Genomic DNA, 14992 nt, shown 5'->3' on the forward strand with positions numbered 1-14992 from the left:
TAGGTGGCCGGAAAGCAACGCTGAAGTGTACGTTTCATCCACTCCCCGTGATCGATATGGATGGAACATCCACCGTGCCGGACCCCGCAACCCTGTCAGGCCCCTCCGCGCCTCCCCCGACCCCGCCGGTCCCGCTCACCGCGCTGCTCGCCCGGGAGGAGCTGGGCCTGCGCCAGATCGCGGGCCCCGACGCCGGGGAGAGCGGGGCGGCCGTCCAGTGGGTGCACACCTCCGAGATGGCGGACCCCTACCCGTACCTCCTGGGCGGCGAGCTGCTGTTGACGGCGGGCGTGCACATCACCGACCCGGTGGGCGCGGGCGTGTACCTGGACGACTATGTGGCGCGGATCGTGGAGGCGGGCGGCGCGGCCCTCGGCTTCGGCGTCGCGCCCGTGCACGACACGGTGCCGCGCGCCCTCCTGACGGCCTGCGACCGCTACGGTCTGCCGCTCCTTGAGGTGCCGCCGCGCACGACGTTCAGCGGGGTCGCCCGCGCGGTGTGGCAGCTGGTGGCGGAGACCAGGCACGCGGAGCTGCGCCGCGTGACGGAGGCCCAGCAGGGCCTCGCCACGGCCGCCGCGCGCCCCGACCCGGTCCCGGCGGTGCTGCGCCAGCTGGCGGCCCGCCTGGGCGGCTGGGCGGCGCTCTACGCCCCGGACGGCGCGGTGCTCCACACGGTGGGGACCGCTCCGGGAGCGGGGGTGCGGCAGGCGGTGCACGACCTCTCCGAAGTCGTCCGCCCGTCGGGACGCCCCGGCCCGGCCCCCGCCTCCGCCACCGACTCCGTGGGCGGCACGCACCTCGCCGCGTACGCGCTGGGCGGCGGGCAGGGGTTCGCGCTCGGGGTCGCCGCCGAGCAGCGCGAACCCGGGGACCACACCATCACCGGGGTGGCCGTCGTGCTGCTCTCGCTCCTGACCGGGAAACACCAGGGTGCCGCCGACTCCGTACGCTCCGCGGCTCTCGTACGGCTGCTGCTCGGCTCGGCGGTGGGCGATGTCGCGCCTCTCCTGGGGGCCGACGAGTGGACCGTGGTGCACGCGCGCGGGGATGCCGGCAACGACCCGGTGGCGCACTCCGTCGCCGCCTCCGCGCTGGCCGCCGCGCTGGGCAGCGGCCTGGTGGACGCGGACGCCGGACAGGACCTCGTACGGCTCCTGCTCCCCGCCGGCCGCGAGCTCACCGGGCAGGAGGGCTGGACCCTGGGCGCCTCCGCCCCCGCCGCCACCGGCGACCTGCCCGCCGCCGACGCCCAGGCGGACCGCGCCCTGCGCCGCGCCGAGGCCACCCGTACGCCCCTGGTCAGGCACCGCGAGGCGGGCATCGCCGCACTGATCGCCCCCGAGGAGGCCACGGCCCACGCGCGCGTGCTGCTGGCCCCCCTCGGCGGCAACGAGGCCCTGACAGGAACCCTGCGCACCTGGCTCTCCCTGCACGGCAGCTGGGACCGCACGGCAACAGCGCTGGGCGTCCACCGCAACACGGTCAGACAGCGCATCACGCGGTGCGGGGCGCTACTGGGGTCGGACCTGGACGACCCGGACGTACGGATGGAACTGTGGTTCGCGCTGAGTAGAGGCCGCTAGGGGGGGCGCCCCCGAAGGGGCGCGGGGAACTGCGCGACCAGCCACAGCCGGCCCGCAGACAAGGAAGAACCCGCCCCGCCCAAGCCAAACGCAGTGCACCTCACAGGTCCATGCTTCGGGACTGCCCGCCACCAGCCGGTTACCGACGGCAGAATGGGGACCATGTCCATACCCAGCCGTGCAGCGCTCGTCGACCACCTCGTCCGTACCCGCATCGCGGGCGATGTCGCCACGCCCCGCGAGAACAACCTCAGCCACTACCGGAAGCTCGCGAACGGCGACCGCCACTACTGGCTCGGCCTGGAGCTCGGCGACCGCTGGACCGACGAGCAGGACGTCCTCGCGGTGATGGCCGAGCGGTGCGGTGTCATCGACGACGACGCGTTCCGGCACGGGCAGGACACCATCGACCCGGAGCTGACGGTCGACGCCCTGGACCGGATGGCGGCGCGCCTCCGTAAGGCGGCGGCCGGCAAGGAGAGGGTCCTTTTCGCCACCGGCCACCCCGGGGGCCTGCTCGACGTGCACCGCGCGACGGCCGCCGCCCTGCGCGCGGCGGGCTGCGAGATCGTCGTCATCCCGGAGGGCCTCACCGCCGACGAGGGCATGGTCTTCCAGTTCGCGGACGTGGCGGTGCTGGAGCGCGGCGCGACCCTGTGGCACACGCACTCCCCCGAGCCGATGAACGCGATCCTGGACGGCCTGGAGCGCGAGGGGCGCCCGCTGCCGGACCTGGTCGTCGCCGACCACGGCTGGGCGGGACGGGCGGGCCAGCGCGGCATCGACTCCATCGGGTACGCGGACTGCAACGACCCGGCGCTGTTCATCGGCGAGGCCGAGGGCACCCTCCAGGTGACCGTCCCGCTGGACGACCACGTCACGAGCCCGCGCCACTACGACCCGATGACGGCCTACCTGCTGGACGCGGCCGGACTCACGGCCACGGGCTGAGCCCTTCCTCGCGCCGCTGCGAGAAGCCCGGCGTGGGGTCCAGGTAGACCCGTCGTACGCCGGGAAAGCGCTCCCGCAGCCGCCGCTCGGCCTGTTCGCAGGCCCACTCGATCTGGGCCGCCGTGGAGGCGTCCCGGAAGTCGACCTTGGCGGCGACCAGCGCCTCGCGCGGCCCTTGGAGCAGCGTCGTCAGTTCGAGCACGGCCTCGATGTGCTCGGAGGCGAGCAGCACCTCGCGGATCTCCTTGCGCATCGGCTTCGGCAGGGGCCGCCCGATGAGGAGCTGGGCGTTGCTGCGGCCGAGCACCCAGGCGACGTACAGGAGGAGCGCGCCGATGCAGAGCGAGGCCACGCCGTCCCAGACGCCGGAGCCGGTGAGCTGCCCGCCGAGCAGTCCGCCCGCGGCGAGCACGAGACCGGCGAGGGCGGCGGAGTCCTCCAGGACCACGGCCTTCACGGCGGTGTCGGGCGTGTGGCGCAGATAGCGCCCGAAGGACGCCCCGAAGCGCGCCGCCTCACCGCGGGCCTGTCTGACGCCGGTGCGCAGTGAGTAGCCCTCCAGAAGGAAGGCGATGGCGAGCACGATGTACGAGATGAGCGGGTCGCCGAGCTCCTCGCCCGCCACCAGGGTGTGGATGCCGTCGTAGAGCGAGAAGACGGCGCCGCCGACGAAGGTGGCGACGGCCGCGAGCATCGCCCAGATGTAGCGCTCGGGGCCGTAGCCCAGCGGATGGTCCTCGTCGGCGGGCTTCTCGCTGCGTTTCAGGGCGGTGAGGAGCAGCACCTCGGTGACGGTGTCGGCCAGCGAGTGGGCGGCCTCGGAGAGCATGGCGCTCGACCCGCTGATGACACCGGCGACGGCCTTGGCGATCGCGATCCCGAGGTTGGCGACGGCGGCGACGATGACGGTGAAGGTGCTTTCGCCGCCGCCCTCGGGCGGCTCGGGCTGGCTGCTGTCGACCGGCTCACTCATGTATCGGACCGTATGTCCGTTCACCGGCGAACGCGAACGACACCTTCCCGAATCACCGGGGAACGCGAACGACGCCTTCCTGAATCACCGTCACCGCGAGCTGCCCGTCCTGCGTCCAGATCCGTGCCTGGCCGAGTCCGCGCCCACCCGACGCCGAGGGCGACTCCTGGTCGTACAGGAGCCATTCGTCGGCCTTGAAGGGGCGGTGGAACCACATGGCGTGGTCGAGCGAGGCACCGACTACGTCACCGACCGCCCAGCCGCCCCGGCCGTGCGCGAGCAGCACCGAGTCGAGGAGCGTCATGTCGGAGACGTACGTGGCGAGGCAGACGTGCAGCAGCGAGTCGACCGTGTGGTTGCCGTAGTCGTCGAGTTTGCCGTTGGTGCGGAACCACACCTGGGAGCGCGGTTCGCGCGGCTGCCCGACGGTGGCCCAGGGCGGCGCGTCCACGTAGCGCAGGTCGACGGCCGCGCGGGCCTCGATCAGCCGCTCGGCGACATGGGCCGGCAGATGGCGCGGCAGCATCTCGGCGGCGGTCGGGAGCGTCTCCGGTGCCGGGGCCGCCGGCATGCCCGTCTGGTGCTCCAGGCCCTCCTCGTACGTCTGGAAGGACGCGGAGAGGTGGAATATCGGCTGCCCGTGCTGGACGGCGACGACGCGGCGCGTGGTGAAGGAGCGGCCGTCACGGATCCGGTCGACGGTGTAGACGATGGGCGCGCCCGGGTCCCCGGCACGCAGGAAGTACGCGTGCAGGGAGTGGGCGGGGCGCTCGGCGGGGACGGTGCGGCCGGCCGCCACCAGCGCCTGGGCGGCCACCTGGCCGCCGAAGACGCGCGGGACGAGCGCCGAGCGGCTCACGCCCCGGAATATGTCCTCCTCGATCTGCTCCAGGTCGAGCAGATCGAGGAGGGACTCAAGTGCCTTGTTCATGAATCAAGTTCTACAGGGCGATCTTTACAGGCCCATGTTCTTGGCGATGATCATCTTCATGACCTCGCTGGTGCCGCCGTAGATGCGGTTGACGCGGTTGTCCGCGTACAGGCGGGCGATGGGGTACTCGTTCATGAAGCCGTAGCCGCCGTGCAGCTGGAGGCACTTGTCGATGACGCGGTGCGCGACCTCGGTGTTGAAGAGCTTCGCGGAGGCGGCTTCGGCGGCGGTCAGCTCGCCCGCGTCCAGGGCCTCCAGGGCGCGGTCGGCGACGGCCTCGGCCGCGTCCACCTCGGCCTGGCAGGCGGCAAGCTCGAACTTGGTGTTCTGGAAGGAGGCGACCGTCTTGCCGAAGACCGTGCGGTCCTGGACGTACTCCTTGGCGAACCGGACGGCGGCCTTGGCCTGCGCGTACGCGCCGTAGGCGATGCCCCAGCGCTCGGAGGGCAGGTTGCTGCCGAGGTAGTAGAAGCCCTTGTTCTCCTCGCCGAGGAGGTCCTCGACGGGGACCTTGACGTCGACGAACGCGAGCTCGGCGGTGTCGGAGGTCTTCAGGCCGAGCTTGTCGAGCTTGCGGCCGATGGAGTAGCCCTCGGACTTGGTGTCCACGGCGAAGAGGGAGATGCCGAAGCGGCGGTCCTCGGCGGTCGGCGCGGACGTACGGGCGCAGACGATCACGCGGTCGGCGTGCACGCCGCCGGTGATGAAGGTCTTGGAGCCGTTGAGGACGTAGTGCGTGCCGTCCTCGGAGAGCTTGGCGGTGGTCTTCATGCCCGCGAGGTCGGAGCCGGTGCCCGGCTCGGTCATCGCCAGGGCCCACATCTCCTCGGCGGAGACGAACTTCTCCAGGTAGCGCTTCTTCTGCTCGTCGGTGCCGAGCGCCTTGATATACGGCAGGGCGAGCAGCACGTGGACGCCGGAGCCGCCGAAGGTGACGCCCGCGCGGGCCGTCTCCTCGTACTGGATGGCCTCGAACTTGTGCGAGTCGATGCCCGCGCCGCCGAACTCCTCGGGGACGCTGATGCCGAAGAGGCCCAGCTCGGCGAGCTTGTAGTAGAACTCGCGCGGCACCTGGCCCGCGGCGAACCACTCCTCGTGGACCGGGACGACCTCGGCCTCGATGAAGGCGCGCAGGGTCTCCCGGAACGCCTCGTGGTCTTCATTGAAAACGGTACGGCGCACGGAAAACTCCTTCGATACGGCACCAGGCTCGGCCAAGCACAACGCGACTAAGCGCTTGCTCAGGGCAACGTTACCCGTCGGTCACCGGACCGTCCAGAGAGAAGTCCTGTCGCTCCCGTCACGCCACCGCCGACGCGAAGGCCCCGCGCGCCAGACCGTGCAGCAGCTCCGCCATGGCCGCACGGCTGGGCAGCGCGTCGCGGCGGCTCAGGTGGGGCGTGGAGTTGAGCAGCCCGAAGACCGCGTGCACACAGACGCGGGCGGCGTTCTCGGCGAGGTCCGGGTAGACCTTGCGCACGACGTCGACCCAGATCTCCACGTACTGCCGCTGGAGCTGGCGGACCAGCTTGCGGTCGGTGTCCCGCAGGCGGTCGAGCTCGCGGTCGTGCAGGGTGATCAGCGAGCGGTCGTCGAGGGCGAAGTCGATGTGCCCCTCGATGAGCGCGTCGAGCACCCGCTCCGGCGAACCGTCCGCTTCGGCCACACACCGTTTGCCGCCGGTCAGGAGCTGCCCGCTGATGCCGACGAGCAGCTCGGCGAGCATCGCGTCCTTGCCCGCGAAGTGGCGGTAGAGGCCGGGTCCGCTGATGCCGACGGCGGCTCCTATCTCGTCCACTCCGACTCCGTGGAAGCCGCGCTCGGCGAAGAGCCGGGCGGCTTCCCTGAGGATCTGCTCGCGACGGGTGGGGGCGTCGGTTCTGGTGGCCATGGAATCAATTCTAGACAGGGCGGTTAGCGCTCGTTAACCTGAACGAAACGCGTTAACGCTCATTAACCACCGAGCGGACCGCGGCCATCGAGTGGACCGAGCAAGGGGGCTCGACTGATGCAGCCGGCACCAGTCCTTGCGAGCGCGGCAGATCCCGCGTCGCAGACCTGGCGGACGAACGAGGCGGGGCACCGCGCCCTGGTCGACGACCTGCGGGCGAAGCTCGCGGCGGCCAGGCTCGGCGGTGGCGAGCGGGCCCGCGCCCGCCATGTCGCGCGCGGCAAGCTGCTGCCCCGCGACCGCGTGGACGCCCTGCTCGACCCCGGGTCGCCCTTCCTGGAGCTGGCACCGCTCGCGGCCGACGGTCTGTACGGCGGAGACGCACCGGCGGCCGGGGTCATCGCCGGCATCGGCCGGGTCTCCGGACGCACCTGCGTGATCGTCGCGAACGACGCCACCGTCAAGGGCGGCACGTATTACCCCATGACGGTGAAGAAGCATCTGCGCGCCCAGGAGGTCGCGCTGGAGAACCGCCTCCCCTGTCTGTATCTGGTGGACTCGGGCGGCGCCTTCCTGCCCATGCAGGACGACGTCTTCCCGGACCGCGAGCACTTCGGGCGGATCTTCTACAACCAGGCGCGGATGTCCGGTGCGGGCGTCCCGCAGATCGCTGCCGTCCTCGGCTCCTGCACGGCGGGCGGGGCGTACGTCCCCGCGATGAGCGACGAGGCGGTGATCGTCCGCAATCAGGGGACGATCTTCCTCGGCGGCCCGCCCCTGGTGAAGGCCGCGACCGGCGAGGTCGTGACGGCCGAGGAGCTCGGTGGCGGCGAGGTCCACTCCCGGGTCTCCGGTGTGACGGACCACCTCGCCGAGGACGACGCGCACGCACTGCGCATCGTGCGGACGATCGTCTCCACGCTCCCCGACCGCGCCGAACTCCCGTGGTCCGTCCGTCCGGTGGAGGAGCCGAAGGTAGACCCCCTCGGGCTCTATGGGGCCGTGCCGACGGACTCCCGCACCCCCTATGACGTCCGCGAGGTCATCGCGCGCGTGGTCGACGGCTCCCGCTTCGCCGAGTTCAAGGCGGAGTACGGCCAGACGCTGGTGACGGGCTTCGCCCACCTCCACGGCCACCCGGTCGGCATCATCGCGAACAACGGCATCCTGTTCTCCGAGTCCGCCCAGAAGGGCGCCCACTTCATCGAGCTGTGCGACCAGCGCGGCATCCCCCTCGTCTTCCTGCAGAACATCTCCGGCTTCATGGTCGGCCGGGACTACGAGGCGGGCGGCATCGCCAAGCACGGCGCCAAGATGGTGACGGCGGTGGCCTGCACGCGCGTGCCGAAGCTGACGGTCGTGATCGGCGGTTCGTACGGCGCGGGGAACTACTCGATGTGCGGCCGTGCCTACTCCCCCCGCTTCCTGTGGATGTGGCCGAACGCCAAGATCTCCGTGATGGGCGGCGAGCAGGCCGCTTCGGTCCTCGCGACCGTCAAGCGCGACCAGTTGGAAGGCCGGGGCGAGGAGTGGTCGGCGCAGGACGAGGAGGCCTTCAAGGACCCGGTCCGCGCCCAGTACGAACAGCAGGGCAACGCCTACTACGCCACGGCCCGGCTGTGGGACGACGGCGTGATCGACCCCATGGAGACCCGGCAGGTCCTGGGCCTCGCCCTGACCGCGTGCGCCGAGGCACCACTGGGCGAGCCCGGCTTCGGCGTCTTCCGGATGTGAGGGGCGGACGATGAGCGACTTCCAGCAAGGGACCACCCCGGGGAGAGGGACCATGTTCGACACGGTGCTCGTCGCCAACCGCGGCGAGATCGCGGTCCGCGTCATCCGCACGCTGCGCGCGCTCGGCGTCCGCTCGGTCGCGGTCTTCAGCGACGCGGACGCGGACGCCCGGCACGTACGCGAGGCGGACACGGCCGTACGGCTCGGTCCGCCGCCGGCCACCGAGAGCTATCTGTCCATCGAGCGCATCCTGGAGGCGGCGGCCCGGTCCGGCGCCCAGGCGGTCCACCCGGGGTACGGCTTCCTCGCCGAGAACGCGGAGTTCGCGCGGGCCTGCGAGGCAGCCGGGCTCGTCTTCATCGGGCCGCCCGCCTCGGCGATCGACCTGATGGGCGACAAGATCCGCGCCAAGGAGACGGTCGAGGCGGCCGGGGTCCCGGTGGTCCCCGGCTCGTCGGGCAGCGGCCTCACCGACGCCCAACTGGCCGACGCGGCACGGGAGATCGGCATGCCGGTGCTGCTCAAGCCGTCGGCGGGCGGCGGCGGCAAGGGCATGCGCCTGGTGCGGGACGCCGCGCTGCTCGCGGACGAGATCGCCGCCGCGCGGCGCGAGGCGCGGTCCTCCTTCGGTGACGACACGCTGCTCGTGGAGCGGTGGATCGACCGCCCCCGGCACATCGAGATCCAGGTCCTCGCGGACGGCCACGGGAACGTGGTCCACCTCGGTGAGCGCGAGTGCTCCCTCCAGCGCCGCCACCAGAAGATCATCGAGGAGGCGCCCAGCGTCCTGCTCGACGAGGCCACGCGCGCGTCGATGGGCGAGGCGGCGGTCCAGGCGGCGCGCTCCTGCGGCTATGCGGGCGCGGGCACGGTGGAGTTCATCGTGCCGGGCAAGGACCCGGCGTCGTACTACTTCATGGAGATGAACACCCGCCTCCAGGTGGAGCACCCGGTGACGGAGCTCATCACCGGCATCGACCTGGTGGAGTGGCAGCTGCGGGTCGCCGCCGGTGAGGAACTCCCGTACGGGCAGCAGGACATCACGCTCACCGGCCACGCGATCGAGGCCCGCGTCTGCGCCGAGGACCCTTCGCGTGGCTTCCTGCCGTCCGGCGGGACGGTCCTGGCGCTGCACGAGCCGCAGGGCGACGGCGTGCGGACCGACTCCGGACTGAGCGAGGGCACGGAGGTCGGGAGTCTGTACGACCCGATGCTGTCCAAGGTCATCGCATACGGCCCCGACCGCCCCACCGCACTGCGCAAACTGCGGGCCGCGCTCGCGGAGACGGTCACCCTGGGGGTGCCGACGAACGCGGGGTTCCTGCGGCGGCTTCTCGCCCACCCGGCGGTGGTGTCCGGGGAGTTGGACACCGGCCTCGTGGAGCGTGAGGCGGAAGGCCTCGTCCCCGAAGGAGTGCCCGACGAGGTGTACGAGGCGGCGGCAGCCGTCCGCACCGCCGCCCTCGAACCCACCGGTGACGGCTGGCGGGACCCGTTCGCGGAGCCGAAGGGCTGGCGCCTCGGCGGCACCCCGGCCCCGCTGACGCACCACCTGCGCGTCCCGGGCCACGAGCCCGTCGCGCACATCGCGGGCGCCGGCCACCGCACTGTGGGGCCCGGCCGCGTCACGGTGCACGTGGACGGCCTCACCCACACCTTCCACCGCGCCGCCGACTGGCTCGGCAGGGACGGCGACGCCTGGCACGTCCAGGACTTCGACCCCGTGGCGGCGAGCCTCACCGGCGCCGCCCACAGCGGCGCCGACGCCCTCACGGCACCCATGCCCGGCACGGTCACGGTGGTCAAGGTGTCCACCGGCGACCACGTGACCCAGGGGCAGAGCCTCCTGGTGGTGGAGGCCATGAAGATGGAGCACGTCATCTCCGCCCCGCACGCGGGCACCGTCAGCGAACTCGATGTCACACCGGGCTCGACCGTCGCCATGGACCAGGTCCTGGCCGTGGTGATCCCGGACGAGGCGGAGGGAGACAAAGAATGACCACCGACGCCCGGACGACCGGCCTCCCCATGACCGTCCCCACCCAGGACCTCCCGCCCCGCGTCCGCATCCATGAAGTGGGCGCACGGGACGGCCTGCAGAACGAGAAGGCGGTCGTCCCCACCGAGATCAAGGCGGAGTTCATCCACCGCCTCGCCGCCGCGGGCCTCACGACCGTCGAGGCGACCAGCTTCGTGCACCCCAAGTGGGTGCCCCAACTGGCCGACTCCGAGCAGCTGTTCCCGCTGCTGCGGGACGTGCAGGAGGCCGGGACGAAGCTCCCCGTCCTGGTGCCGAACGACCGGGGCCTGGACCGCGCCCTGGCGCTGGGCGCCCGCAGCGTCGCCGTCTTCGTCAGCGCCACGGAGTCCTTCGCCAAGGCCAACCTCAACCGCACGATGGCCGAGGCGCTCGCCATGTCGGAGCCGGTGGTGGCCCGCGCGCGCGAGCAGAAGGTGCATGTGCGGGGCTACCTCTCCATGTGCTTCGGCGACCCGTGGGAGGGCCCGGTGCCCATCGCCCAGGTCGTCCGCACCGCGAAATCCCTCCTGGACATGGGCTGCGAGGAGCTGAGCCTCGGCGACACCATCGGCGTGGCCACCCCGGGTCATGTCCTGTCCCTCCTGGCCGAGTTGAACGAGGAGGGCGTGCCGACGGACCGCATCGGCGTGCACTTCCACGACACGTACGGCCAGGCGCTCTCGAACACCCTCGCCGCCCTGCAGCACGGCGTGCACACGGTCGACGCGTCGGCAGGCGGCCTCGGCGGCTGTCCGTACGCGAAGAGCGCCACCGGCAACCTCGCCACCGAAGACCTCGTATGGATGCTCGACGGCCTCGGCATCGAGACCGGCGTCGATCTCGGCAAGCTCACCGCCACGAGCGCGTGGATGGCCGAACAACTGGGCCGACCCAGCCCGTCCCGCACCGTCCGTGCCCTGACGGGCACCTCCCACCAGGAGCAGTGAAGAACGATGGATCACCGTCTGTCCCCCGAGCACGAGGAACTCCGCCGCACCGTCGAGGAGTTCGCGCACGAGGTCGTCGCCCCGAAGATCGGCGATCTGTACGAGCGCCACGAGTTCCCGTACGAGATCGTCCGCGAGATGGGCCGCATGGGCCTGTTCGGTCTGCCCTTCCCCGAGGAGTACGGCGGCATGGGCGGCGACTATCTCGCCCTCGGCATCGCGCTTGAGGAGCTGGCGCGGGTCGACTCGTCGGTGGCGATCACCCTGGAGGCGGGGGTCTCGCTGGGCGCCATGCCGATCCACCTCTTCGGCACGGACGAGCAGAAGCAGGAGTGGCTGCCCCGGCTCTGTTCCGGTGAACTCCTCGGCGCCTTCGGCCTGACCGAGCCGGACGGCGGCTCGGACGCGGGCGGCACCCGTACGACCGCGGTGCGGGACGGCGACGAGTGGGTGATCAACGGCTCCAAGTGCTTCATCACGAACTCCGGCACGGACATCACCGGCCTGGTCACGGTCACCGCCGTCACCGGCCGCAAGGCGGACGGCCGTCCGCTCATCTCCTCGATCATCGTGCCGTCCGGGACCCCCGGGTTCACGGTCGCGGCGCCGTACTCGAAGGTCGGCTGGAACGCCTCGGACACCCGCGAGCTGTCCTTCGCCGACGTACGCGTTCCGGTGGCGAATCTCCTCGGTGAAGAGGGCCGCGGCTACGCCCAGTTCCTGCGGATCCTGGACGAGGGCCGGGTCGCGATCTCCGCGCTCGCGACGGGCCTCGCACAGGGCTGCGTCGACGAGTCCGTGAAGTACGCCAAGGAGCGGCACGCCTTCGGGAAGCCGATCGGGGCGAACCAAGCGATCCAGTTCAAGATCGCCGACATGGAGATGCGGGCTCACATGGCCCGGGTCGGCTGGCGGGACGCCGCGTCACGGCTCGTCGGCGGTGAGCCCTTCAAGAAGGAGGCGGCGATCGCGAAGCTCTACTCCTCCACGGTCGCCGTCGACAACGCGCGCGAGGCCACCCAGATCCACGGCGGGTACGGCTTTATGAACGAGTACCCCGTGGCACGGATGTGGCGGGACTCCAAGATCCTGGAGATCGGCGAGGGCACCAGCGAGGTCCAGCGCATGCTGATCGCCAGGGAGCTGGGATTCGCGGGATAGCCACGCCCGCGATGGGGAAGGCGAGCGCGGGGGCCACTGGACATCAGCTTAGGTTAGGTTAGCCTAAGCGCTAGTTCCGGCCAGTGGCCCCGCCGCGCCGCCGTCCTCACGAAAGCAGAGACCTTCATATGTCCCACGCCCGCTTCCCTCAGCCCTCCCGCCGCGGCATCCTCGCCGCCGGCGGTGCCCTCGGCCTCACGGCCCTGCTGGCAGCCTGCGGTGACGAGAAGAAGGACGGCGCGGGCAAGGAGAGCGCCGGCGACTCCGGTCCCTGGAGCTTCAAGGACGACCGCGGCACGACCGCCAAGAGCGAGGGCACCCCGAAGAACATCGTCGCCTTCACCGGCGTCGCCGCCGCCCTGTTCGACTACGGCATCGAGGTCAAGGGCGTCTTCGGCCCGACGAAGACCTCGGACGGCAAGGCCGACGTCCAGGCCGGCGACATGGACGTCAGCAAGCTGACGATCCTCGGCAACGAGTGGGGCAAGTTCAACATCGAGAAGTACGCGAGCCTCGCTCCCGACCTCCTCGTCTCCACGATGTTCGACACGGCGGGCACCCTCTGGTCCGTTCCCGAGGACAGCAAGGACAAGATCCTCAAGCTCGCCCCCAGCGTCGGCATCAGCGTCTACGACCGCCAGATGACCCAGCCCCTCCAGCGTCTCCTCGCGCTCGCCGAATCGCTCGGCGCGGACGTGAAGGCCGAGAAGGTCGTCAAGGCGAAGAAGCGCTTCGAGGCCGCCGCCGAGCGGCTGCGCAAGGTCGCCAAGGCGAACAAGGACATCAAGGTCCTCGTCGGCTCGGCGAGCCAGGACATCTTCTACGTCTCCGGCACGAACCTCTCCGCGGACCTGGAGTACTTCAAGTCCCTGGGCGTGAACTTCGTCGAGCCGTCCGAGGCCGCCAAGAAGGCGAGCGGCGGCTGGTTCGAGAACCTGAGCTGGGAGAACGTCAACAAGCACGCCGCGGACGTCATCATGATGGACAACCGCACCGCCACCCTCCAGCCCGCGGGCCTGGGCAAGGACAAGCCGACCTGGGCGAAGCTGCCCGCGGTCAAGGCCGGACAGGTCATCCCCCGCGTCACCGAGCCCATCTACTCGTACGACAAGTGCGCCCCGATCCTCGAGGACCTCGCCGACGCGATCGAGAAGGCCAAGAAGGTCAGCTGACACCCGCTGGACCCCGCGCACGAGCACAGCCCTCTCCGCATTCCGGAGAGGGCTGTTCCGTTTTCGTGTCTCCTGGTGACGACAAGGACCCCCTGGGTTTAACCCGCAAGGAAGTTAGGTTAGGCTTACCTCACTTCCCCCAAGTCCCCTCACCCAGAGGAAGTTCATGCGCTCGCACCTGCTCAACGACACCACCGCGGAGCGTTACCGCAGTTCCGTGACCGAGGGAGTCGAGCGGGTGGCGGCCAGAATCGCCACCACCTCCCGCCCTTTCACCGGCATCTCCGTCGACGAACTCGCGCCCCGCATCGAGGCCGTCGACCTGGACGAGCCCCTGCACGACACCATCGCCGCCCTGGACGAGCTCGACGAGCTCTACCTGCGCGACGCCGTGTACTTCCACCACCCCCGCTACCTCGCGCACCTCAACTGCCCGGTCGTCATACCGGCCGTGCTCGGCGAGGCGGTGCTCTCCGCGGTCAACTCTTCCCTCGACACGTGGGATCAGTCCGCGGGCGGCACACTGATCGAGCGCCGTCTCATCGACTGGACCGCCGAACGCATCGGGCTCGGCCCGGCCGCCGACGGCGTCTTCACCAGCGGCGGCTCGCAGTCCAACCTCCAGGCCATGCTGCTCGCCCGCGAGGAGGCCGCGAAGGCGGGCAAGTCGGCCACCGAACTGCGCATCTTCGCCTCCGAGGTCGGCCACTTCAGCATCCAGAAAGCCGCGACGCTGCTCGGCCTCGGCGAGGACGCCGTGATCGTCATCCCCACCGATCACGACAAGCGCATGCAGACCGTGGCACTCGCCCGCGAGCTGGAGCGCTGCCGCGACAACGACCTCACCCCCATGGCGGTCGTCGCCACCGCCGGCACCACCGACTTCGGCTCCATCGACCCGCTCCCCGAGATCGCCGAACTCTGCGAGCAGTACGGCACCTGGATGCACGTCGACGCGGCGTACGGTTGCGGTCTGCTCGCCTCGCGCAAGAACCGCGGGCGCATCGACGGCATCGAGCGCGCCGACTCCGTGACCGTCGACTACCACAAGTCCTTCTTCCAGCCGGTGAGTTCCTCCGCCGTCCTGGTGCGGGACCGCTCCACGCTGAGCCACGCGACGTACCACGCGGAGTACCTCAACCCACGCCGCATGGTGCAGGAGCGCATCCCCAACCAGGTCGACAAGTCCCTGCAGACCACGCGGCGCTTCGACGCCCTGAAGCTGTGGATGACGCTGCGCGTGATGGGCGCCGACGCCATCGGCGAGCTCTTCGACTCCGTCTGCGACCTGGCCGTCGAGGGCTGGGAGCTGCTCGCCGCCGACCCCCGCTACGACGTCGTGGTGGAGCCCCGGCTCTCCACGCTCGTCTTCCGCTACATCCCCGAGTCGATCTGCGACCCGTCCGCCATCGACCGCGCCAACCTCTACGCCCGCAAGGCCCTGTTCGCCTCCGGTGACGCCGTCGTCGCGGGCACCAAGGTCGGCGAGCGCCAGTACCTCAAGTTCACCCTGCTCAATCCCGAGACCACGGTCGCCGACATCACGGCCGTCCTCGATCTGATCGCCGGCCACGCCGAGCAGTACCTGGGAGAGACCCTTGACCGCGCTTCCTGATCACCGGGAAC

12 protein-coding genes are annotated in these 14992 nt (G+C 70.9%); 8 read left to right on the forward strand and 4 right to left on the reverse strand.

All coding sequences use genetic code 11. The annotated features are described in order from the left end of the window. The first annotated feature begins 56 nt into the window (after positions 1-56). Together AB0E78_RS24395 and AB0E78_RS24400 are read left to right on the forward strand one after the other, a co-directional pair. Entirely contained in the window at positions 57-1586 is a 1530-nt protein-coding gene (locus AB0E78_RS24395) for a PucR family transcriptional regulator (RefSeq protein ID WP_361836157.1), read from the forward strand. A gap of 153 nt (positions 1587-1739) precedes the next feature. After that, complete coding sequence (locus tag AB0E78_RS24400; RefSeq protein ID WP_361836160.1) at positions 1740-2537, forward strand: phosphatase; 798 nt, start codon at positions 1740-1742, stop codon at positions 2535-2537. Here the strand turns inward: AB0E78_RS24400 and AB0E78_RS24405 are convergent. The 4 genes from AB0E78_RS24405 to AB0E78_RS24420 form a co-directional block, all read right to left on the reverse strand. Next, positions 2521-3510 (reverse strand): cation diffusion facilitator family transporter, encoded by a 990-nt coding sequence (locus tag AB0E78_RS24405; protein WP_361836163.1) that lies wholly within the window; start codon positions 3508-3510, stop codon positions 2521-2523. The genes AB0E78_RS24400 and AB0E78_RS24405 overlap by 17 nt on opposite strands. A 52-nt stretch (positions 3511-3562) precedes the next feature. Continuing rightward, the gene (locus AB0E78_RS24410) at positions 3563-4441 is read right to left on the reverse strand and encodes an acyl-CoA thioesterase II (protein WP_361836165.1); all 879 of its coding nucleotides are present in this window, start codon (positions 4439-4441) and stop codon (positions 3563-3565) included. Between the two features lie 24 nt (positions 4442-4465). Then, complete coding sequence (locus AB0E78_RS24415) at positions 4466-5623, reverse strand: acyl-CoA dehydrogenase family protein (RefSeq protein WP_361836168.1); 1158 nt, start codon at positions 5621-5623, stop codon at positions 4466-4468. A 118-nt stretch (positions 5624-5741) separates the two neighbouring features. After that, on the reverse strand, positions 5742-6332 hold the full coding sequence (locus tag AB0E78_RS24420; RefSeq protein ID WP_361836171.1) for a TetR/AcrR family transcriptional regulator: 591 nt from the start codon (positions 6330-6332) through the stop codon (positions 5742-5744). 117 nt (positions 6333-6449) lie between these two features. Between AB0E78_RS24420 and AB0E78_RS24425 the strand changes: the two genes are divergently transcribed. The 6 genes from AB0E78_RS24425 (at position 6450) to AB0E78_RS24450 (ending at position 14981) form a co-directional block, all read left to right on the forward strand. Further along, a complete protein-coding gene (locus AB0E78_RS24425) occupies positions 6450-8066 on the forward strand; it encodes a carboxyl transferase domain-containing protein (RefSeq protein WP_361836174.1) in 1617 nt (538 codons plus the stop codon). Positions 8067-8118: 52 nt separating this feature from the next. Then, positions 8119-10065: an acetyl/propionyl/methylcrotonyl-CoA carboxylase subunit alpha gene (locus AB0E78_RS24430; protein ID WP_361836176.1), complete on the forward strand. Its 1947-nt coding sequence runs from the start codon at positions 8119-8121 to the stop codon at positions 10063-10065. Then, complete coding sequence (locus tag AB0E78_RS24435; RefSeq protein ID WP_361836178.1) at positions 10062-11033, forward strand: hydroxymethylglutaryl-CoA lyase; 972 nt, start codon at positions 10062-10064, stop codon at positions 11031-11033. Before AB0E78_RS24430 ends, AB0E78_RS24435 begins: the two co-directional genes overlap by 4 nt. A gap of 6 nt (positions 11034-11039) precedes the next feature. After that, on the forward strand, positions 11040-12194 hold the full coding sequence (locus AB0E78_RS24440; RefSeq protein ID WP_361836181.1) for an acyl-CoA dehydrogenase family protein: 1155 nt from the start codon (positions 11040-11042) through the stop codon (positions 12192-12194). 128 nt (positions 12195-12322) lie between these two features. After that, a complete protein-coding gene (locus tag AB0E78_RS24445) occupies positions 12323-13366 on the forward strand; it encodes an ABC transporter substrate-binding protein (RefSeq protein WP_361836184.1) in 1044 nt (347 codons plus the stop codon). 166 nt (positions 13367-13532) lie between these two features. Beyond that, a complete protein-coding gene (locus tag AB0E78_RS24450) occupies positions 13533-14981 on the forward strand; it encodes an aspartate aminotransferase family protein (protein ID WP_361836187.1) in 1449 nt (482 codons plus the stop codon). Positions 14982-14992: the final 11 nt, after the last annotated feature.

Origin of the sequence: Streptomyces sp. NPDC032198, assembly GCF_040636975.1 — a bacterium.
Lineage (GTDB): Bacteria > Actinomycetota > Actinomycetes > Streptomycetales > Streptomycetaceae > Streptomyces.